17 protein-coding genes are annotated in these 21,111 nt (G+C 71.3%); 5 read left to right on the top strand and 12 right to left on the bottom strand.

Annotation, left to right across the window (positions count from 1 at the left end; translation table 11 throughout):
• Positions 1–4: 4 nt before the first annotated feature.
• The 3 genes from MFF21_RS16440 to MFF21_RS16450 are packed head-to-tail and all read right to left on the bottom strand — an operon-like array spanning position 5 to position 2,912.
• On the bottom strand, positions 5–1,156 hold the full coding sequence (locus MFF21_RS16440; RefSeq protein WP_238312376.1) for a glycosyltransferase family 87 protein: 1,152 nt from the start codon (positions 1,154–1,156) through the stop codon (positions 5–7).
• A 53-nt stretch (positions 1,157–1,209) separates the two neighbouring features.
• Positions 1,210–1,917 (bottom strand): class I SAM-dependent methyltransferase, encoded by a 708-nt coding sequence (locus MFF21_RS16445; protein WP_238312377.1) that lies wholly within the window; start codon positions 1,915–1,917, stop codon positions 1,210–1,212.
• Positions 1,918–1,925: 8 nt separating this feature from the next.
• Positions 1,926–2,912: a glycosyltransferase family 2 protein gene (locus tag MFF21_RS16450; RefSeq protein ID WP_238312378.1), complete on the bottom strand. Its 987-nt coding sequence runs from the start codon at positions 2,910–2,912 to the stop codon at positions 1,926–1,928.
• 185 nt (positions 2,913–3,097) lie between these two features.
• Between MFF21_RS16450 and MFF21_RS16455 the strand changes: the two genes are divergently transcribed.
• Complete coding sequence (locus tag MFF21_RS16455) at positions 3,098–4,603, top strand: NAD(P)/FAD-dependent oxidoreductase (RefSeq protein WP_238312379.1); 1,506 nt, start codon at positions 3,098–3,100, stop codon at positions 4,601–4,603.
• A gap of 46 nt (positions 4,604–4,649) precedes the next feature.
• On the opposite strand, the gene MFF21_RS16460 is transcribed toward MFF21_RS16455, so the two are convergent.
• Together MFF21_RS16460 and MFF21_RS16465 are read right to left on the bottom strand one after the other, a co-directional pair.
• Positions 4,650–7,391: a molybdopterin-dependent oxidoreductase gene (locus MFF21_RS16460; protein WP_238312380.1), complete on the bottom strand. Its 2,742-nt coding sequence runs from the start codon at positions 7,389–7,391 to the stop codon at positions 4,650–4,652.
• Positions 7,391–8,215: an FAD binding domain-containing protein gene (locus MFF21_RS16465; RefSeq protein WP_238312381.1), complete on the bottom strand. Its 825-nt coding sequence runs from the start codon at positions 8,213–8,215 to the stop codon at positions 7,391–7,393. Before MFF21_RS16465 ends, MFF21_RS16460 begins: the two co-directional genes overlap by 1 nt.
• Before the next feature lie 410 nt (positions 8,216–8,625).
• On the opposite strand from MFF21_RS16465, the gene MFF21_RS16470 reads away from it, so the two are divergent.
• On the top strand, positions 8,626–8,859 hold the full coding sequence (locus MFF21_RS16470) for a hypothetical protein (protein ID WP_238312382.1): 234 nt from the start codon (positions 8,626–8,628) through the stop codon (positions 8,857–8,859).
• A gap of 88 nt (positions 8,860–8,947) precedes the next feature.
• Here MFF21_RS16470 and MFF21_RS16475 read toward each other — a convergent pair whose 3' ends face one another.
• Positions 8,948–10,234, bottom strand: coding sequence for a polysaccharide biosynthesis protein (locus tag MFF21_RS16475; protein WP_238312383.1), 1,287 nt, complete (start codon positions 10,232–10,234; stop codon positions 8,948–8,950).
• Positions 10,231–11,394: a glycosyltransferase family 4 protein gene (locus MFF21_RS16480; protein ID WP_238312384.1), complete on the bottom strand. Its 1,164-nt coding sequence runs from the start codon at positions 11,392–11,394 to the stop codon at positions 10,231–10,233. Before MFF21_RS16480 ends, MFF21_RS16475 begins: the two co-directional genes overlap by 4 nt.
• A 206-nt stretch (positions 11,395–11,600) precedes the next feature.
• Between MFF21_RS16480 and MFF21_RS16485 the strand changes: the two genes are divergently transcribed.
• Positions 11,601–12,779: a DUF1972 domain-containing protein gene (locus MFF21_RS16485; protein ID WP_238312385.1), complete on the top strand. Its 1,179-nt coding sequence runs from the start codon at positions 11,601–11,603 to the stop codon at positions 12,777–12,779.
• Positions 12,776–14,047 (top strand): glycoside hydrolase family 5 protein, encoded by a 1,272-nt coding sequence (locus tag MFF21_RS16490; RefSeq protein WP_238312386.1) that lies wholly within the window; start codon positions 12,776–12,778, stop codon positions 14,045–14,047. The genes MFF21_RS16485 and MFF21_RS16490 overlap by 4 nt, the downstream gene beginning before the upstream one ends.
• A gap of 12 nt (positions 14,048–14,059) precedes the next feature.
• On the opposite strand, the gene MFF21_RS16495 is transcribed toward MFF21_RS16490, so the two are convergent.
• The 3 genes from MFF21_RS16495 to MFF21_RS16505 all read right to left on the bottom strand — a co-directional run bounded on the left by MFF21_RS16495 (position 14,060) and on the right by MFF21_RS16505 (position 18,235).
• The gene (locus MFF21_RS16495) at positions 14,060–15,343 is read right to left on the bottom strand and encodes a VpsF family polysaccharide biosynthesis protein (protein WP_238312387.1); all 1,284 of its coding nucleotides are present in this window, start codon (positions 15,341–15,343) and stop codon (positions 14,060–14,062) included.
• Positions 15,340–17,442 (bottom strand): GumC family protein, encoded by a 2,103-nt coding sequence (locus MFF21_RS16500; RefSeq protein ID WP_238312388.1) that lies wholly within the window; start codon positions 17,440–17,442, stop codon positions 15,340–15,342. Before MFF21_RS16500 ends, MFF21_RS16495 begins: the two co-directional genes overlap by 4 nt.
• Positions 17,443–17,704: 262 nt before the next feature.
• Positions 17,705–18,235 (bottom strand): phosphate-starvation-inducible PsiE family protein, encoded by a 531-nt coding sequence (locus MFF21_RS16505; RefSeq protein WP_238312389.1) that lies wholly within the window; start codon positions 18,233–18,235, stop codon positions 17,705–17,707.
• Between the two features lie 289 nt (positions 18,236–18,524).
• Here MFF21_RS16505 and MFF21_RS16510 point away from each other — a divergent pair, with 289 nt between their 5' ends.
• Positions 18,525–20,066, top strand: a complete 1,542-nt coding sequence (locus MFF21_RS16510; protein ID WP_238312390.1) for an MDR family MFS transporter — start codon at positions 18,525–18,527, stop codon at positions 20,064–20,066.
• Here the strand turns inward: MFF21_RS16510 and MFF21_RS24125 are convergent.
• Both MFF21_RS24125 and MFF21_RS16520 read right to left on the bottom strand, forming a co-directional pair.
• Positions 19,951–20,199 carry a transposase gene (locus tag MFF21_RS24125; RefSeq protein ID WP_373325037.1) on the bottom strand — a complete coding sequence of 83 codons (249 nt, stop codon included), beginning with the start codon at positions 20,197–20,199 and terminating at the stop codon, positions 19,951–19,953. The genes MFF21_RS16510 and MFF21_RS24125 overlap by 116 nt on opposite strands.
• Positions 20,200–20,479: 280 nt before the next feature.
• Positions 20,480–21,013: a thermonuclease family protein gene (locus MFF21_RS16520; protein ID WP_238312391.1), complete on the bottom strand. Its 534-nt coding sequence runs from the start codon at positions 21,011–21,013 to the stop codon at positions 20,480–20,482.
• Positions 21,014–21,111 lie beyond the last annotated feature (98 nt).

Below are 21,111 nucleotides of genomic sequence, written 5' to 3' on the forward strand. Positions count from 1 at the left end.
CGGGTCAGCCGGCCGCGCCGGCCGGCGCGGGTTGCGCGGCGGGGCGAGCGAGGATGGCGCGCAATTCGCCGAGATAGATGGCGAGGACCAGCGCGGGCGCGATGCCGAGGCCGGCCATGTTGAGCGGCATCATCAGCGTCGGGGCGAGCCAAGCCGCGAGCAGCCAGGGCGAGACCGGCTCGGAGGTGCGATCGCAGAGCCGCCAGACCGCGACCGCCGCCACGCCGGTGAGGTCGTAGTTGAAGGCGTAGGGCGTCAGCAGGGGCGCCGCGCAGACCACCAGCGCGGCGCGGGCACGCGGATCGGCCGTGCGCCGGACCGCCCACACCGTCGCCGCCAGCACCGGCAGGGAGATGCAGGCCTGCAGCGCCAGGGCGGCCTGCATCGGCAGCCCGAAGGTGCGTCCGCCCGCATAGATCGAGGCCATCATGTAGGGATAGAAGCCCTGGAAGCGCTCGAGCAGCAGCCACTGGAAGGCGCTCGTCGTGGTGAGATAGGCCCGCCAGGGCTCGATCCCGAACACCAGGACGGAGGCCGCGACCAGCACGAGCGCCGTAGCGCAGGCCGCGGCGATCGTCCGCCAGGCGCCGAGCGCGATCAGGACGAAGGGCAGTGCCAGGCCGAGATGCGGCTTGTAGGTCAGAAGCCCGAACAGCACGCCCGCGAGCCAGGGTCGCCGATCGAGCCAGAGCATGCCGCCGAGCAGCAGGAAGCCCGTCAGGAAACCGTTCTGCCCGCCGAGCGTGTTGATGAGGCAAGCCGGCGCGAGGGCGAGGAGAACGAATGCCCTCGCACGCTCGCCAGGGGGCAGCGCGCTCGCTGCGGTCCCGGCGAAGGCGGCGAACAGGCCGAACGTCCACAGCGACAGCGCAGCGAAGTAGGGCATCTGGCCGAGCGGCCAGAGCATCAGCAGCGCGAAGGGCGGATAGCCCCAGTTGTGGAAGGGCAGCGTCGCGCCGAACACCTCGCCGATGGCACGCGCGTAAGCCTCCAGGTCGAACAGCGTCGCGAGGCGCCCCGAGAAGGCGAGTTGCGGGCCGACCCAGTTGTTGATGAAGTCGCGGCCGATCGGGTGACCGGTGACGTCGAGCCCGCCGCCCGCCGGCCAGTAGTAGCGCCACGCCAGCGGCAGCGTCACCAGCAATCCGAGCGCCACGAAGACGGGCGCCCGGATTCCCGCCGGCTGCTCCGTTCTGGCCTGCCCTGGCATCAGCGTGCGGCCCCGTCGACGTGGAGATAGAGGTTCGAGCTGAACGGCCCCAGGGGAATTCCGGTTCGGCCGATGCGTCCCGTCAGACCTGGCGGCAATGCGGCGGCGAGCCGCGCGCGCGTCATCAGGATCAGGTTTTCCGGCTCGCACCAGCTCTCCTTGCCGAGCGCCCGGCATGCGAGGCGGAAGCCCGCATCCGAGAAATGCAGGAACGGGATCGCGGTGTGATGCTCGATCGGAAAGAAGCGGTGCGGCACCGTCACGAAGACCGTGCGGGCGACGCGGGTCATCTCCCGCAGCATAGTGCGCTGATTGGCCGGGCTGCCCACATGCTCCAGAACCGCATTGCAGACGGCGATGTCGAACTGGCCATCGGCGAAGGGCAGCAGGCAGTCGGTCGCGACCTGGCGGTAGGCGATCTCGGGAAAGGCGGCCTGGAAGGCCTCCGCGGTGCCGAGCCCGACCGCCGTGATGTGCGCACGGTGCGGGTAGGTTCGCTCCAGCACGTTGGCGGCGTCGTTCAGCACGTCGGAGATACCGACATCGAGGATGGTGCTGTCGGGCGTCGGCCGGCATAGCCGCCGGAAGTCGGCATGGATGCGGTCGCGGGCGGCGGCCACGAGCGTCTCGGCGAAGGAGCGCGGCGGCGCGACCTCGTAGTAGCGGCCGTCGACCGGCCTCTCGTTCGGCAGGGTGGAGGCGGACATGGTCGGGCTCAGGCGGTGCCGGGAGCGGGCAGGTCGAGGTAGCGCATGCGCTTGAACTCGCGGGCGCTGGCGCAGACCGCGTCGACGATGATGCCGCAGGTCAGGCTCATCACTGCGAGCTGCATCAGGGCGGCCGCGAGGATCGCGGTGGGAAGGCGTGGCACCAGCCCCGTTTCGAGGTAGGTCGCGACCACGGGCAGCCCGAGGGCCAGCGAGGCGAGGCCGAAGCCGGCGGCCGCGAGGCCGAAGAACCTGAGTGGCTTCAGGGCCTTGTACATGCGGACGATCTTGAGGAGGATGCGCGTGCCGTCGCGGAAGGTCTTCAGCTTGCTGCGCGAATCGGCTGGCCGCTCGCCGTAGGGAAGCGCGATCTCGGCCGAGGCGAGCCGCAGGTCGAGGGCGTGCACGGTCAGCTCGGTCTCGATCTCGAAGCCCGAGGAGGTCGCGGGGAAGGACTTGGCGAAGCGCCGCGACAGGACGCGATAGCCCGACAGAATATCGGTGAAACCCCGTCCGAACAGTCCCTCGACGATGCGGTTGAACATCACGTTGCCGAAGCGGTGGCCGCGGGGAAAGGCGCCCTCCTCGCCCATGCGGATGCCCACCACCATGTCGATCTGCTGGGCGATCAGGGCATCGATCAGGCGGCCTGCTGCGGTTGCGTCGTAGGTCTCGTCGGCATCGGCCAGCACGTAGATGTCGGCATCGATGTCGGCAAACATGCGCCGCACGACGTTGCCCTTGCCCTGGCGCCGCTCGTGCCGGACGATCGCGCCGGCCGCGGTCGCGATTTCCGCGGTCCGGTCGGTCGAGTTGTTGTCGTAGACGTAGATCGTGGCGCCCGGCAGCACCCTGCGGAACGTGGCGATCACGGTGCCGACCGTGGCCTCTTCGTTGAAGCAGGGCAGCAGTACGGCGATCGAGCGGTTGCGGACGAAGCTGCCCTGCGGCAGCAGATCCTGCAGTTCCTCGCGGATGCGTTCCGGTCGCTGCATCGGCTGACTCCGCCGCCCGTTCCGCCTGTCCGTGATCGGGCCGGCGCGGAGCCTAGCGACGCACGGTTAACGGAAAGCGAGCGGGGGTGGCGTGCGCCCAGCGCCCCAAGTGAGGCTGCGTTTACCACTGCAACGCTAGAACCGAGCGAGGCCGTCCGCTCCGGGGCGGTGGCGGAGCTTGCGTGATGAGCCACCACACCGAGACCCTGGTGATCGGTGCCGGGCCGGCGGGGCTGACGGCGGGGTATCTTCTCTCCAAGGAGGGGCGCGACGTCACCGTTCTGGAGCGCGATCCGTCTCAGGTCGGAGGCATCAGCCGCACGGTTTCCCATCACGGCTATCTGTTCGACATCGGCGGGCACCGCTTCTTCTCGAAGTCCAAGGCGGTGGTGGATCTCTGGGACGAGATCCTGCCCAACGATTTCATCGACCGGCCGCGGCTGTCGCGGATCTATTACAAGGGCAAGTACTACGCCTATCCGCTGAAGGCTTTCGAGGCCCTGCGCAACCTGGGCCTGCTGCAGAGCGCGGCCTGCGTCGGCTCCTATCTGCTGGCGCGGGCCCGGCCGGTGCGCGAGCCGAAGACCTTCCACGAATGGGTGCGCAACCAGTTCGGCGAGCGGCTGTTCGCGATCTTCTTCAAGACCTACACCGAGAAGGTCTGGGGGATGTCTTGCGACGCGATTTCCGCCGATTGGGCGGCGCAGCGCATCAAGGGGCTCGATCTCGGCGCCGCGATCCGCGACGCGGTGGTGCGTTCGCTGGGCCTGCGCAAGAAGAAGCCGGCGGCGGGCGAGCCGGTGATCAAGACGCTGATCGAATCCTTCCGCTATCCCCGGCGTGGCCCCGGCATGATGTGGGAGGCCGCCGCCGAGAGGATCGCGGCGCAGGGGGGCAAGGTGCTGCTCGACCGTGGCGTCGACGGCCTGCGCTACGACGCGCGTACCGGGCTCTGGACCGTGACCGCGCTGCGCGGCGACGGCGCGCGGGAGACCTTCACCGCCCGCCACGTGATCTCCTCCGCACCGCTGCGCGAGCTGGTCGATGCCCTGCGCCCGACGCCCCTCTCGACCTTCAACGCCCGGGCGCTGGCCTATCGCGACTTCCTGACCGTGGCGCTGATCGCCAAGGCGCGGGAGGATTTCCCCGACAACTGGATCTATATCCACGACCCCGCGGTGCAGGTTGGCCGCGTGCAGAACTTCCGCTCCTGGTCGCCGGAGATGGTGCCGGACGAGCGCTTTACTTGCCTCGGCCTCGAATATTTCTGCTTCGAGGGCGACGGGCTGTGGAACGCCTCGGACGCGGAGCTGGTCGCGCTCGCCAAGCGCGAGATCGGCCAGATCGGTCTGATCGCCCCCGAGGACGTGGTCGATGCCTGCGTGGTGCGCCAGCCGAAGGCCTATCCGGTCTACGACGAGGACTACAAGGCGCATGTCGCCACGATCCGGCGCGACCTGGAGAGCGCCTTCCCGAGCCTGCACCTCGTCGGGCGCAACGGCATGCACAAGTACAACAATCAGGACCACGCGATGATGACTGCGATGCTCACGGTCAAGAACATCCTCGCGGGCGAGCGGCTCTACGACACCTGGTGCGTGAACGAGGACGCCGAATACGCCGAGGCCGGCGTGTCGGGCGCGCAGGAGGCCCTCGCGAGCGAGCGGCTCGTGCCGCGCCGGGCGGCCTGAAGGGGCGCCCGCGGCTTCGAAGCGGCGGGCCCCCGGCTTCGGAGCCTCACCCCGCCCGCTCCGAAGCGCCTCCCAAGGCCGAGAAGATCCGGTCGGGTGCGAAGGGCGTCGCGCTGAGGCGCACCCCGGTCGCGTCGCGGATCGCGTTGGCGAGGGCGGCGGCGATCGGGTTGTAGGGCGCCTCGCTCATCGATTTCGCGCCGAGCGGCCCGACCGTGTCGTAGGTGTCGGCGAAGATCACCTGCGTCAGCGGCACGTCGGCGATGGCCGGGATGTGGTAATTGCGGAAGGTCTGGGTGAGGACGCCGCCCTCCGCGTCGAGCTGCACCTCCTCGTAGAGCGCGGCACCCAGCGCCTGGGCCACGCCCCCCTCGATCTGGCCGCGGCACTGCATCGGGTTCATCACCCGGCCCGCATCGGCGGCGTGGACGCTGCGCAGGATGCGCACCTCGCCGGTGACCGGGTGCACGGCGACCCGGAAGGCCTGGACGTTGAAGGCCACCGAGCGCGGCGTGCCGTCCGAGAAGCCGGCCGCCTCGATCCCCTCCCCCGCCGCCAGGGCGGCCAGGGGAAGAATGCCCCCCGGCACGGCGACGTGATCGGCCGCGATCCGGCAGGATTCGGGGACCGTGCCCGCCCGAAGCGCGGCGGCGGCCCGGATCGCCTCGGCCAGCGCCTGCGCCGCCCGCATCGTCGCCTGCCCGGCCACCACCGTGCCGGTGCTGCCATAGGCGCCGGTATCGTGGCCGACCATATCGGTATCCGATTGCCGCAGGACGATGCGCGCGACGCTGGTGCCGAGGACCGAGGCCGCGATCTGTCGGTGCACGGTGCTGGTGCCGTTGCCGAACTCGGCGGTGCCGACGAACAGGGCGTAGGTCCCGTCCGGTTCGAGCCGGATGCGGGCATCCGCCCGGTGCCCGCGGGGCGGGATCGTGTCGATCATGCCCATGGCCATGCCGGTGCCGACCTGCCAGTCCGGGCCGGGGGACGGCAGGCCGGGATCCTCCGTCAGCGCGGCCTGGACCGCGTCCAGGCACTGGTCGAGCCCGTAGCTGCCATACGCGACGTCGTGCGGCTCCAGGCTGGTCGAGACCATGGGATCGCCGGGGCGCACGGCGTTGATCCGGCGCATGGCGAAGGGATCGATCGCCAGGCTGCGGGCGAGCTCGTCGAGGGCGGATTCCATGGCGAAGATGGTCTGGCTCAGGCCGTAGCCCCGGAAGGCGCCGGACGGGACCGTGTGCGTGTAGACCGCATAGCCGTCGACCCGCTTGTTCGGGCAGCGATAGGCGGCGATCGACTCGTTGCAGCCGTGGTGGAGCACGCCGCCGCCATGGTTGCCGTAGGCGCCGGTGTTGGAGACGACGTGGAGCTGGATGGCGGTGAGGGTGCCGTCGCGCTTCGCCCCGAGCTTCACCCGCACCCGCATGGGATGGCGGGTGGTCGAGGCGGCGAATTGCTCGGCGCGCGTCATCTCCCATTTGACCGGCCGGCCGGTCTTGAGGATCGCGAGGGCCACGAGGTCCTCGGTCAGCGTCTCCTGCTTGCCGCCGAAGCCGCCGCCGACCCGTTCGCAGAGCACCCGAACCCGGTCGCGGTCGAGGTCGAACAGGGCGCAGAGGGCATCGCGGGTCAGGAAGGGCACCTGCGTCGAGGAGCGGATCACGAGGCGCCCCTCCGCATCGAGCCAGCCCACGGCCCCATGGGTCTCCAGATGGGCGTGCTGCACCCGCTGCGAGACGTAGGTGCCCTCGTGGATCGCGTCGGCCTCGGCGAAGCCCGCCTCCACATCGCCGATCCGGCCATGGGCCTCCCCGGCGAGATTGGGATGGGACAGGAGCGGCGGCGCGTCCTCGCCGGGGCGGTCGGAGCCGTCATGGACCCGCGGCGCCTCCGGCCGCATGGCGGCGTCCGGGTCGAACACGGCCGGCCGGGTCTCGTATTCGACCACGAGGGCGCGGCAGCCGGCCTCGGCCGCCGCCTCGCTCTCGGCGACGACCGCCGCGACCCGCTGGCCCTTGAAGCGCACGACCGCGTCGAGGATCAGCGTGTCCGCGGGATCGTCGTGGGGATTCTCGTGACGGCCGGTGGAGAAGCGGCGGGCGGGAACATCCTCGTGGGTGAGCACCGCGACGACGCCGGGCACGGCGAGGGCGGCGGCGCGGTCGATCTGCAGGATGCGGGCATGGGCGTGGGGGGCGCGCAGCACCTTGAGATGCAGCAGTCCGGGAATCGCGAGGTCGAAGGTATAGGGCGTGCGCCCGCTCACCACCCCGGGTCCCGCCGGTGCGGGCAGGCTGCGCCCGACCGGATCGCCCGCCTCCGCCTCGACATGGCCGATGCCGGCGATGGCGTCGCGGATGGCGCGGTAGCCGGTGCAGCGGCAGAGATTGCCCTTCAGCGCGGCGTCGAGATCCTGGCGGCGGCCCTGGTCCAGGGCGGCGGCGGTCATCACCATGCCCGGCGTGCAGAAGCCGCACTGGAAGCCCTGGGCGGCGAGGAAGGCCTCCTGCATCGGATGCATCGCCTCCGGCACCCCCTCCGAGAGGCGGCAGGGTCCGGCCAGCCCCTCGATCGTCGTCACCGCCCGGCCCTCGGCGCGGAAGGCCGGAAGCAGGCAGGAATGGACCGGCTCCCCATCGAGATGGACGGTGCAGGCGCCGCAATCGCCGGCATCGCAGCCCTTCTTGACGCCGAACCAGCCGAGATCGCGCAGGAAGGTGCGCAGGCACTGGCCGGGGCGCGGCTCCGCCTCGAAGGCGCCCCCGTTCACGCTGAGCTGCATCAGGCGATCTCCCCGGAAAGCTCGGCCCGGATGTCGTGTGCGAGGTGATGGGTCACGCGTTCCCGCCAGTCCGGCGCGCCGTGCACGTCGTCGTACCAGAGGGAGGCGGGGATCGCGGCGGCGAGGGCCGCGGTCAACGCGTCGGCATCCGGGACCGTCGCGAAAGCGATCTTCACCGGACGGCGGGTCGAGGCGGTGACGGTGAGGGCGAAGGCCCCTGCAGCGTCCAGGGTCCCGATCAGGAGGGCGCCGGAGCGGCCGTTCGGGCTCAGGGAGATGCGGCGGAAGGCCGTGCGGCGGCGCAGGGCCGCCACCGGCAGCGCGATGCTGCGCAGGATCTCGCCGGGGGCGAGGGCCGTGCTCTGCGGCCCCAATACGAAGGCTTCGACGGGCAGCTGGCGCTCGCCGCCCTGCGGCGTCCACAGGGTGCAGATTCCGTCGAGGGCCGCCGTCAGCGCGATCATCGGCCCGGCGGGCAGCGCCATGCAGAGATTGCCGCCGACGGTCGCGAGGTTCCAGACCTTGAAGGAGCCGAGCAGCGCCCGGCAGCACTGGCCGACGAGGGGGGCCGCCGTCCAGGCGGGCGGCAGGTCCAGCCGCTCCAGGGCGGCGATGGTGCAGGTCGCCGCGAGGGTGAGCCCCGCCGCGTCGATGCGATGCGTCTCCCAGCCGAGCCCGGTCAGGTCGATCAGGCGGCGCAGGGAAGGCTGCGGCTCGGAGAAGAGCCAGGTTCCGCCCGCGAGCCAGGCGTCGCCCGGCTGCCAGCCCGGCAGATCCGCCTTGTCCCGTGGCTTCACCACCGTCTCGATCGTGTTGAGATCCATCGTCTTCCGGTCCGGCGCCCCTCGCCTCTCTGCACCCCACGCAAGAACGCTTCCAGCTCGGCCGTCGCCGTGGCGGATCGCGTCATCCTGCGGCGGCTGGGCGAAGGCTGGCCATTTCGCAGGCGGTGTTTCGCGGATTGATGTGTCCGCGATCCCGATGCCGTCCCGGTCCCGCGGCGCTGCCGCTCCGGCCTCGTTCCGGGTCGCCGGGGACCGGCGCGGGGCGGCCAATGTTTGCCGCGCCCCAATCTTGCCTTGAGAGAACGCAGTTCCGCTCAGGATTCGTCAACCTGATGCCGTCACATCGAAGTTGATGGGATGGCCGATCCGGGGAGGCTCGGCGCCCGAACTTCGGGCTTTTCAGAAAATCGGCCGGTCCCGACGACCTGCCTGGCAAAAATGGTGTCCCAGTGAGCTTCATCGTCAATGCACGGACGGGCGCGGGCCAGGTCAGCTTCGAGCGGGATTCGATGCTCTCCGCCCTGGAACAGGCGCTGACCATGAGCGCGGCGGGCATGCAGGGCGTCGTGATCGTCGACAGCCTCGGCGCCCGTCACACGCCGGCCGAGGTGAGCCGCAGCCTTCTCGCCGCCTGGGGCGGTGGCAAGGGCGGCGACGCCATCCGCGTGAAGCGCGCCGCCTGACCGCGCGACCCGTGCCGCCGCGCTGCGGCGGCCGGATGTGGCGGGCTCATCCCATGGGGGGCGACCGTTCGCGGCCCGGTCGCGGGCCTCAGGCGTTCCCGGTGCTCCCGGCGAGCCGTCGCTCCGTGCGGACCGACCGGGCGGACCCGGCCGGCGCGAAGACGGCGCTGCAGGCGACGAGGACGATCGTCTCGGACAGGAGCAGGCCGAGGATCGACCAGGCCGGCGTCGAGACGACGAGGAGCAGCGTCACCGCCGCCATGCCGGCCGCCGCGCTCGCGGCCGAGAGGCCGGCCAGGAAGCGGAAATCCTGGGCCGTCTCCAGCAGCAGGCGCGGCGCCCCGTAGGCCAGGGAGACGGTCACCACCGCCCAGAGCAGGCCCGTGATCAGGGCGAGGGGCTCGTGGGCGTAGCGCCCCGCGAAGAGATGCGCGTCGATCACCGGCATGCCGAGGAGAAGCAGGCCGCCATAGGCGAGGCAGCCGGCGACGAGCAGGAGCGTGGCGCGGCGGGCGAGGCGCCGGGCGCCCGTGAGATCCCCCGAAGCGAGATGCGCGGCGATCTCGGGCTGGACCATGTTGCCGAGCGCCGAGGCGCCGAGGCGCAGGGGCGCGAACAGCACCAGGCAGGCGGCGATGGGGGCATAGGCGTCGGGCCCCGCGATCAGGGCGACCACCAGAACCTGACCCTGGCCCTGCAGCGTCGTGGTGGTGACGCCGAGGAGCGACCAGCCGAGTTTCCCGCGCAAAGCCCCGTAGCGCCGGCGGAACGGCGCGCCGAAGCTGACCCGCACCCGCTCGCGCAGGGCGGCGAGGGAGACCAGGATTCCCGCGGCATGGGCGCAGGCCAGGGCCACGAACACGCCCTCGATGCGCCGGGCATCGTCGCCATGCACCAGCAGGAGCGCCAGCCCCGTGCCGAGCAGGGCGAAGGTGAGGTCGCCGAGGCCCGATTCCAGGGGCCGGCGCTTGGCGAAGAAGGCCAGCCGCAGGTAGCTGCGCAGGCACCAGAGCGCGACGAAGAGGCCGCCCGGCAGGGGATGCACCTGCGGCGTGAACAGGAGCGCCACGCAGACGCCGGCCCCGATCAGCACCGAGATGAGGAGCGCCCCGGAGCCGAAGGTCACCTCGATCGCCTTCGCCCCGGCGCGGCCGAGGCGCGGCGGCACGAAGGTGATGGCGGGCACGCCGGCGAGCGCCCGGACATAGGTGAGGCCGATGCCGCCCACCAGGAAGACGATGGAGAAGACGCCGTAATCGTACTGGGTGAGCGTGCGCACCAGCGCGATGTTGAGCGCGAAATGGAACGCGCTCTGGACGAACTCGCCGCCGAGGATGAGGACGAAGCGCGCCAGCAGCCCCTTGTCCCGGGTCATCGGTACACCGCGCTGCCGGCCGGCGCCGGGGCGCGGCTCGTCCGCGCGCCGAGCACGCCCTCGAGGGCGGCGCTCAGCGCCTCCGCGCAGGCGCCCTGGGCGAAGATCCGCTCGTAGCGAGCCCGTGCGGCGGCCGGGTAACCGGACCAGGAATCCGGCTCGGCGATGATGGCGGCAAGCGCCTGGGCGAGCGCGTCCGCCCGGCCGGGGGGCACGATCCAGCCGGTGCGGCCATGCTCGACCACCTCCGGCAGGCCGCCGATCCGCGAGACGATCGGGGGCACGCCGTGGGCCATCGCCTCGATCGCCACGCGGCCGAGGGATTCGGGCAGGCGGGAGGGCACGGCGACGACATCCGCCCAGCGGAAATGCGCCCCCGGATCCGGCACGAAGGGCAGGCAGGTCACGGTTCCGGCAAGGCCGGAGGCGAGGATGGTCTCGGCGAGGGCCCGCTCCCGGGCCTCGTCCTCGAAGGCGCTGCCGACGATGCGCACCGCGATCCGGTGCTTGAGGGCCTCCGGCAGCTGCGCCAGGGCCTCCAGCAGCACGTCCTGACCCTTGATGCGGCTGATCCGCCCGAGCATCAGCAGGCGCAGGGGGCGCGTGCCGTCATAGCCCATGCCCTTCGGGGCGCCGGGATCGGCGATGCCGTTATAGACGACGCGCTGGCCGATCCGCGCCGGCAGGGCGAAGGCGGCCTGCGTCGCCCGGGAATTGAACACGATCTCGGCCCGGCTCCCGCGCAGCAGGGCCCGCAGGCCCTGGCGCACCATGCCCTCCGGGATCTCGTGGACATGGACGATGGTGCGGCCCGGGCTCAGCCCGGCGGCGAGGAGGTAATCCGCCACGACGCAGGTGTTCACGTAGACGAGGTCGCTCCGGCGCAGCCGCCAGAGGGCGCGGCCGACGGCGAGGGGCAGGCGGAGCAGGCCGAGGGTGGCGAGGCGCGGCAGATCGCGGCGGCGCAGCACCCAGAGCGGAACGATGGTGACCTTCGAGGCAAAGTCCCGCAGCGGGACGACGATCGGTCCGTCGCTGGGCAGGAGGACTTCGATGAAGGCCTGTGGATAGGAGGCGCGGATCACGCGCACGCTTTCCACGAAGCTCCGGTCCGAGCCGTAAAGCTCGTAGCCCTGATGCACGCAGGTAATGCGGGTCATCCAGAGTTCCCTGTGCTCCCAATCGGCACGATTGACGACGTTGCAACCCGAGAATGGCAAAAGGCGAGCCGGGCGCGAAGTTTGCGCAACCTTCCGTCGAGGTGGCGCAGTGCTGCCGGAGCTGTGCAAAAATCCTTCGGGGATGATTGCGACATCCTTTCGTCATCCCGTTGCGAGACGCACGACGTTTCATTGTGAGACCAGGTATGACCCTGCCCCGACCTTCCGTCCTGATCCTCGGGACGCGCGGCATCCCGGCGGCCCATGGCGGCTTCGAGACCTTCGCGGAGCGGCTCGCGCTGTTCCTGGCCGGCCGCGGCTGGCAGGTGCGCGTCTATTGCCAGCGTGAGGTGGAGAGGGTCGCGCAGCGCTTCGCCACCGAGACGTGGCGGGGCGTCGAGCTGATCCATGTCGAGGTGGCCTCCAAGGGGCCCTGGGCCACCCTCGAATTCGACTATCATTGCGTCGTCGATGCGGCGCGGCGGGACGGCGTCTGCCTCGTGCTCGGCTATAACGGCGCGGTGTTCCTGCCGCTCCTGCGGCTGCGCGGCCGTCCGGTCCTCACCAACATGGACGGCATCGAGTGGCGCCGGCCGAAATGGATGTGGGCCGTGCGCAGCTGGTTCTGGGTCAACGAGTGGATCGCCGCCTGGTCCTCGCACCGGCTGGTAGCGGACCATCCGGTCATCGCCGACCACCTCGCGACGCGGCGCCCCCGCAGCGCCATCGCCACGATTCCCTATGGCGGCGACCCGGTCACCGAGGCCCCGGACGCGCCGGTGCGGGCGCTCGGGCTGGAGCCCGGACGCTATCTGGTGTCGATCGCCCGCATCGAGCCCGACAACAACATCCTCACCTTCGTCGAGGCCTTCGCGCGGCGGCGGCGGAACGCGACCCTGGTGGTGCTGGGCAAGCTCGATCCCGCCAATCCCTACCATGCGCGCGTGAAGGCGGCCGCGGGGGACGAGGTGCTGTTCCCGGGCGCCATCTACGATGCCGGCACCGTGAAGGCGTTGCGCTTCCACGCCCGGGCCTATCTGCACGGCCATTCGGTCGGCGGCACGAATCCGTCCCTGGTCGAGGCGCTCTGGGCCGGCAGCCCGATCATCGCCCACGACAACGCCTATAACCGCGGCACCGCCGGCGAGGGACAGGCCTATTTCACGGATGCCGAATCCTGCGAGCGGCTGATCGTCGACATGCTCGAGAACGACGAGCGGGCCGGGGCCGCGCGCCGCGCGGCGCGGCGTCAGGCGAAGCGGTTCGACTGGACCGAAATCCTCGAAACCTACGAGGACGAGATCCGGGCGCTCGGCGGCTACGCGGCGGCACCGACCGGCGGCGGCGCGCCGGCCGCCCTCGGGATGGCGCAGCGCTCGCGATGAGCCCTCCCTCGGAGGACGACCGCCCGACCCGCCGGGGGGCGATCGCCGGGGCCCTCGCCTGCGCCGCCCTGCCGGGCTCCTCGCCGGGCGCCTGCGCCGCGCCCGAGCCGATCGCCCTGCGCCGGGGCGTCAACCTCTGGCCCTGGTTCGCCCTGACCCGGGAATACCCGCCGCCGCGCACGGATTACGGCTGGCCCGCTTTCCAGCCGGAGCGGCCGGTGCCGACGCGGCAGGATCTGGCGCGCCTCGCCGCGTCGGGGCTCGACTTCGTACGGCTGCCGGTCGATCCCGGCCCCTTCCTCGCCTTCACGGACCGGCAGCGCGACGCGCTCTTCGCCGAACTGGACGGCGCGGTCGACGCGATCCTCGGGGCCGGCCTGTCCCTGGTCCTCAACGTCCATGCCAATGGGGCCACGCATCACTACAACCCCGCCGCGCTCTACGGCAGCGCCCAGGCGCCGCTCTGGCCGGACTACCGCGCCTTCGTGGCCGCCCTCGCCGCGCGCTTCGGCCGTCGGGGACGTGTCGCCCTCGAACCGGTGAACGAGCCGCCCCAAGGGTGCGGGGCGGCCGCTTGGGACGCCCTGCAGCGAGACCTGCTCGCGGCGGCGCGGGCGGCCTCGTCCGGCCTCACCCTCGTCGCCACCGGGGCCTGCGGCAGCATGGTCCCGGGCCTGCTCGCCCTCGATCCGAAGCGGCTCGCCGCCTTCGCGCCGCTCCTCTACGACGTGCATTTCTACGAGCCCTACCTGTTCAGCCACCAGGGTGCCTCCTGGATGCGCGAGCCGGTCTACCGCGCCCTCAACGCCGTGCCCTGGCCGGGCTCGGCCGGCCGCCTCGACGAGACCCTTGCCGCGGTGCGGGCGCGGATGGCGGCGGATACCGGGCGGAGCCGGGCGGAGAAGGCGGCGGCCTACCGGATCACCGAAGCGAAGATGGCGGAGTATTTCGCCGCGAATCCGGACCGGCGCTTCCTCGACCGCTATCTCTCCGCGGTGCGGGGCTGGGCGGACACGCATGGCCTGCCGCCCGGGCGGATCCTGATGGGGGAGTTCGGGGCGCTGCGCAGCGATGCCCGCTACGTCGCGGCGAAGGCCGCCGACCGTGCCCGCTACGTGCGCGACGTGCGCGAGAGCGCCGAATCCTTCGGCTTCGCCTGGGCCTTCTGGAACCTGTTCGACGGCATGGGCCTGATCGACGACACGACCCGCGCGCCCGATGCGGCGATCTTCACGGCGCTCGGCCTGCGCGTGCCCTCCCCGCGCTGAGCCTGCCACGGTTCAGCGGCGGGCATCGGGGCGTTCGGGCAGGGGCCGATAGAGGGCGAGGAGCAGGATCGCGAATTTCGACAGCAGCGTCGTCTTTCCACCCAGACTCTCGAAGGTCATGATCAGCATGAGGAAGGCGATCATCGGCAGGGCGATGCCCCGGCGGCAATGCCGGGCGACCTCGACCAGGAAGAGCGTCACGCCGATCATGAGCAGGCCGGTCATCAGCGCGCCCTGGTAGAGCAGCGTGCGGATCACCGGGTTCTCGATGCCCCATTCGAGGCCGTTGATGCGGCGCAGGCTCTCGACCAGGGCGGTGTCGGGGCCGAAGACGAGCTGACGCAGGGGCAGCTTGCCGAACAGCGCGAACATCTCGACGCGGGCATTGGCGCTGCCGCCATCCGAGGAGAAGCGCTGGAGCAGCGCGTCGAAGAAGCCGAAATAGGCGAGCGCGCCGATGCCGAGGGGCACGAGCGGCAGGGCGAACACGGCCGCCGCGGCGGCGAGCAGCGGGATCCGCCCGGCCATCAGGGTCCGGTGGAGCAGCAGCAGGCCGTAGCCGCCGCCGAGCACCAGGGTGACGACCATGCCGGAGCGGCCGCCGAAGGTGACGAGGGCGGCCGATTGCAGCCCGATCATGCCGAGGCGCAGGAGCGGCGGCATCGATCCGCCCCCCGCGATGAGGGCGAGGACATAGACCGAGGTGAGCGTGGCGTTGCCGAGCGGGTGCCCCTGCAGGGAGGTCGAGCGCGTGTCGTTCCCGAACAATTCGCCGTCGAGGCGATAGGGGAAGAAGCGCTGGTTGGTGGCGAACTCGACGAGGCCGAGCCCGGCATTGGCGAGCATCACCGCGTGCACCACCCATTCCAGCCGGCGCAGGGTGCGCGCCTCCGCGTCGGCAAGCAGGATGCCGATGAGGCCCGGCAGCATGAAGGTGTCGAGGGCGCCGGCCATGCCGGGGGCGCCGCGCAGGACGATGTGCAGGAAATAGACGAGGCCGATGATCGTCATCAGCGCGCTCGCCGGCCGGCGCGCGGCGGCGCTGGCGAGATAGGCGACCGGGTTGCCGGCCCGCAGCATAGTCACGGCGAAGAGGAGGCCGGACAGGTAGGTCGCGGGGTGCAGCTTGTGGATCGCCGAGCCGGTGAGCCCGTCGTAATTGATGCCGACGAGCCAGAGCATGCCGCCGGACACGCCCATGATGATCGCCGCCGTGAGGAGCAGCACCGGCTCCATGCTCAGCCGCAGGCCGCGCCGCCGCGGGGGCGCCCAGGCGGCCTGGCCGGACGGGATCATCGACCCGCCTTTCCGCCCTCGATCATGAGGGTGCCCGCGATCGGGCGCTGCAGCGTGGCGGCGACCTTGCCGAGGTCGATCAGGTCCTTCTGCCGGGTCAGGCCGCCACGGGCGACCACGAGCAGCCGGTCGACCGAGGCCGCCAGGGCGCCGATGCGGAGATTCTCCGAGAGGGTGCCGCCGTCGAACAGCACCAGATCGTAGCGGCTGCCGATACCGGCGAGGAAGCGGCTGACATTCTCCCGCTCGAAGGCGTCGCGCACCGGCTTCTGGCCGTTGCCGACACCGAGCCGGCGGGCCCCCGTGGCGGTGTCTTCCGCCGAGACGGCATTGAGGCTCTGCTCGCCCCGCAGCACCTCCAAGAGGCCGCCCTCCCCGACCTGGCCGGCGCTGAGATCGGCCTCGATCACCAGGACCCGGTCGCCTCTCGCCGTCGCCACGGCGGCGAGGAGGTCGATGGCCGCCTTGCGCTCGCCCGCGTCGGAGGCGGCGGCCGTCACCATCACGGTGAGCGCCCGCTGGCCGCCCGGGGAGCTGTTCAGGCCGTAGAGCCCGTCCAGGGCGAAGGCGGCCGGGGCGGCCCCACTCCCCTTGGCGAGGTGCCTGGCCCCGGGCAGCACCGCCAGGACCGGGGCGCCGAGGAGCCGTTCGAGCTGGCGGCGGGAGAGCAGCGTCGGATTCACGTATTCCCGCACCAGGGCGAGACCCGCGCCGCAGCCGAGGCCGCCGGCGAGGCCCGCGCCGATGACGAGCAGGCGCAGGGGCCAGCTCCGCTCCTCCGGCGGGCGCGCCCAGGTGATGACGCGGGCATTGGTGGGATCGACGCCGGCCTGCTCGCCGACCTCGCGGGAGCGCACCAGGAAGGCGTTGTAGACCGAGCGCGCGGCCTCGACCTCCCGCTCCAGCTCGCGCAACTGCACGCTGGCCTTGCCGGTCTGGACGGACTCGGCCCGCAGGGCGTCGAGATTGCCGGTGAGCATGCGCTCGTTGGTCAGGGCGCGCTGATATTCGATCTCCGCGGCCTGGACGATGCGGTCGAGCTCGGCATCGATCAGCCGCTTCACGTCGGCCTTCTGCGTGCGCACCGCCTGGATGAAGGGATGGCGCGCCCCGAGCTGGGTGCGCAGATCCGCCTCCCGGCTGGTCAGATCGGCATATTGCGAGCGCAGCCGCTCGATCACCGCGGAGGAGATCGCCTCCGGGGCGGCGCCGGGATCGAAGGCCCGGCCGCGGGCGTCGCGCACCGCCTGGAGCCGGCTCTTGGCATCGGTGGTGCGGTTGCGGGCGGCCACGAGCCGGGCGTTGCTGTCGGTGATCTGCTGCTCGTTGACGATGCGGCCCGAGGAGGCGATCAGCCCGTTCTTGGCCTTGAAGGCCTCGAGCCGCGTCTCGGCCTTGTTCACGTCCGCGCGCAGGGCGTCGAGGCGCGCGCTCAGCTCGCCGGCGGCGCGCCGGGCCGCGTCGGCGCGGGCATCGGCCTGATCGGCGAGGTAGCCCTTGGCGATGGCGTTGACGATCCGCGCGGTCTTGTCCGGGTCGGAGGCGGTCACGATCACGTCGATGACGAAGACCTTGTCGGCGCGCTTGACCGCGAGCTTGCGGCGCAGGCTGCGCAGGGCCTTGGCCTTGGCTGCCTCCGGGCTCTCGTCGGCGCTGCCGGTGAAGCTCTGAACAAGGCGGCTCAGCAGGCCCGTGCTCGGCCCCCCGAATTCCGGATCGGTCTCGAGGCCGACCTCGGCGATCGCCCGCAGCAGCACGCTGTCGGATTCAATGACGCGCACCTGGCTCTCGACCTGGGCGATGCCGCCATCCGGCGAGAGCGCGGAGGAATTGAGGTCGTTGGACACGACCTGCCGGTCCCGCGGGTCGATCAGGATCTGCGAGGTCGCCGTGTAGAGCGAGGGCGCGAGGAAGGCGTAGAGCAGGGACCCGGCCGTGACGAGCGCGGTGACGAGCAGGATCGTGCGGTAGCGCCGCGCCAGGATGCGCCAGAGATCGCCCACCTCGGCGGTGGTGTCCGGCGTCTCGCTCGCGCCGCGGTCCATGCCCGGGGACATGAGCCACTGCGTCTGGGGGAGATTGCGATCGATCCGTGCCACGCTCGGCCACTGTTGGTTCAAAACAGGTCTCCGTGCCGCCTGCACCGTCCGATCTGCAAGCCGCACGCCCCGGGCTGCTTATAGAGGTCCCGATCTGCGCAGGACACGGCCGCCGGCCGACCATGAACACGTGATCGGGAAGAAGAATTCCATTCGAGACAAGAAAGTAAACAGGGCCCCTCGCCGCGAGCAGGCGCATCGTTTCGTCATGCGGCCCGAGATGAGCCGACCGGATCGGATCCGTGCGGAGGCGAGAGGGCCGTCACGGGCCGGCCTGATCCTGCGTCTCCTCGCCCGCGGTCCGGCCGTCGTCGCGGGCGCGGTGGAGCACGAAGATCGCGATCACCATCGTCAGGATCAGGCCGGCCAGAACGCCGAGCTCGATCATCGAGGCCTGGAACAGCGCCTGCTTTTCCGGCGACCAGTCCTTGGCGTGGGTGATCTCCGAGGATTGCAGGGTGATCACCAGCACCCGTCGGATCGAGGCGATGAGCCCGACGATCAGGAACGGCTCGCAGGTCAGCTTGCCCGAGCGCATCGATACCCGCACCGTGTGCAGGATCTCAATGAGCATCAGCAGGAACAGCAACCGGTCCACCACCTCGAGGATCTGGTCGGCGCCGCCCAGGGTGGTGAGCGCCGCCCAGGTCAGCCCGGCGGCATCGATCAGCGCGACGAGGGCGGTGAGGGCGAGCAGCGCGCCGAGCGCCGCGTAGATGGCATGCTCGGTGTGGAGGAAGATGAAGCTCGCCGCGCGCGTGAGCCGGCCCTGATCGTCCCCGTTGCTGGACATGGCGCGCCTTCCCCCCTCTGTCCGGGCGATCTGACAGGATCGGAGCTGACGCGTCCAGCGCCGCGGTGCGCACCCGGCTCGCGGCCCCGGTCCCGTGGCCCGGCTTGCCCTCTCGCTCGCCGCCGGGACCGCCGCCCAGGCTGCCCCCGGCGCCGTCGTCCGCGTGCAGCGTCATCGGCGGCCTCGCCCCATTCCGGCCTTGCTGTGGGCGTGTGGAGAGCCTCCCTCCGCACAAGGCCCGATTCGTGACGCGTCCCGAGACTTCCCGCCTGTCCGCAGCGTTCCGCGCATGAACGCGCCGCTTCCCGCCGCGCGGGCGCCCCTGAGCCAAGCCGAGATCCGCGCCATCGTGATCGGCCTCGTCGCGGCGATGCTGCTCGCGGCCCTCGACCAGACCATCGTGGCGACCGCCCTGCCGACGATCGGGCGCGATCTCGGGGATGCCGGCGACCTGCCCTGGATCGTCACCGCCTATCTGCTCGCCTCCACGGCGGTCACGCCGCTCTACGGCAAGCTCTCCGACATCCACGGCCGCCGCATCATGCTGCTGATCGCGATCGGCACCTTCAGCCTCGGCTCCCTGCTCTGCGCCCTGGCCCCGAGCATGGCGGCGCTCGCCCTGGCGCGGGGGCTGCAGGGCATCGGCGGCGGCGGCCTCATCGCCCTCGCCCAGACCATCCTCGCCGACATCATGTCGCCCAAGGAGCGGGCGCGCTATCAGATCTACATCGCCGGCGTGTTCGCCCTCGCCTCGGTGGCGGGGCCGCTGCTGGGCGGCTTCCTCGCCGAGCATCTGCACTGGTCGGCGATCTTCTGGATCAACCTGCCGATCGGGCTCCTCGCCTTCGCCCTCACCAACGGGCAGCTGAAGCGCCTGCCCCGCAACGAGCGGCGCCACCGCGTCGACTATCCCGGCGCCCTGCTGCTGGTGCTGAGCTCCACGAGCCTGATGCTGGCGCTGAGCTGGGGCGGCCTGCGCTATCCCTGGGGCTCGGCGCCCGTGCTCGGGCTCCTGGCCCTCGGCCTGGTCGTCGGCGCGCTCTTCGCGGCACGGCTCGCGACGGCGCCGGAGCCCCTGATCCCGACCAGCGTCCTGAAGGATCGGGTGGTGTACAGCGCGACGCTCGCCGCCTGCTTCGCCATGGGCACCCTGATCGGGCTCTCGATCTACGTGCCGATCTTCCTCGAAGGCGTCATCGGCCTCAGCGCCAGCCAGTCCGGCGCGGCGATGGTGCCCCTGATGGTCGGCACCGTGCTCGGCGCGACCGCCTCGGGCCGGGCGATGGTCTCTCTGCGGCACTACAAGCGCGTGCCCCTGGCGATGCTGCTGATCAGTATCGCCTGCTGCGCGGCGCTCGCCGCCGGGAGCCGGAGCCTGCCGCTCTGGCTCCTGGAGATCCTGTTCGTGCTGCTCTCCATGGGGATCGGCACGGTGCTGCCCCTCTCGACGATCGCGATCCAGAACGCGGTCCCCCGGCATCAGCTCGGCATCGCGACGGCCTCGATGAACTTCTTCCGCTCCCTGGGCGGCGCCCTGATCGTGGCCGTGTTCGGGACGATCGTGCTGGGCGGGGCGATGGCCGGCGACGGCGCGGGCGTCCGGGACATGGAGAGCCTGATCCGCGGCGCCGAGGCGGGGCAGCTCGCCCTCACCTTCCGCTCCGTCTTCGCCGCCGCCTGCCTCGGCCTGATCCTGGCCTTCGGCTTCCTCGCCCTCATGGAGGAGCGTCCCTTGCGCGAACAGGCCGGCGGAAGCGATCAGCCGTCGCCTCCTGCACAGTGTCAGCCGGCACGGCCACCGCGGCGCGGTCATCGGTATTGGCCGGTGTGACGTGCAGCGCCAGTACTTGGCCGAGCGTATCGACGGCCGCATGAAGCTTCGAGCCTCGGGTGCGCTTGTGTCCGTCCCAGGCCGCGCGGGCGCCACTCTCGGGCGTCGAATGCAAGGTGCGGCTCTCGAGCATGACGGCGGAGGGCTCCTCGGCTCGGCTGCAGCTAGGCGCAACACGGCGCGCAGGTCGTGGACCAAGCTCTCGAAGCAGCCGGCCCGCAGCCAGCGTTGCGCCTAATCGTATACGCGGCTAGGGCGGCAGATCCTGGGGCATCGCACCCCAAGCCACGCCGTAACGCACCACGTAACGCAGGCCGTTGGACACCTCCCGCTGGCGGTGCTCGCGCTGGGCGGCGGTCTCGGGCAAGGCTGGCGCGAAAAAACCTCCGGGATGGGCCGCGGCTGGTTTCGCTCTACGGGCGCATGCCTTCCGTCACGATGCCTGCGACCGCGCCGAGGGAGGTGTAGCTGTCCCGCTGGCGCTCGGCCGGGTCGGCGAAGGAGCCGCTCCAGAGGCCTTCGCGCCTGGCCCAGGCCGGGAGTTCGGCTGTTGCGTAGGGACGGTCTCCGGTCCGCTCGGCCATGGCGTGGCCATGCGAGACCATCCAGGCGTTCAGGTCTTCCTCGTCCTTGTGGCAGATGGAGAGCGCGCGGCCCGCGGCATCGATCCCCTGCACGATCTGACAGTGGAGGGTCGCGCCGCGCACGTGGTGTTCGAGCGCCTGGGCCGATTGGAGACCGCACCGGTAAGGAAGGCTCTTCCCGTTCAGGCAGATTTCCTGGAGGCCTGGCGCGGCGAGCCCGTAGAGGCCGATCACGCGGCCGCCGACGAGAAGCGTATCCCCTTCGAGGACCGTCGCCTTGCCGGTGACGGTCTCGCCGGCCTGGGCCGCACCGGACAAGGCCAGGGCGACGAGACCCAGGCTCCCCCATCCTACGCGCTTCATGAGGCTGGCGCCCTCGCATCGTTGCTGGTCATCGCCGCGGGAGCATGTCTCGTGCCGTTTTCGCGATCGCGCGCCCTTCAGCCCCGGAAAGGGCGCCG

The organism is Methylobacterium organophilum (genome assembly GCF_022179465.1).
Lineage (GTDB): Bacteria > Pseudomonadota > Alphaproteobacteria > Rhizobiales > Beijerinckiaceae > Methylobacterium > Methylobacterium organophilum.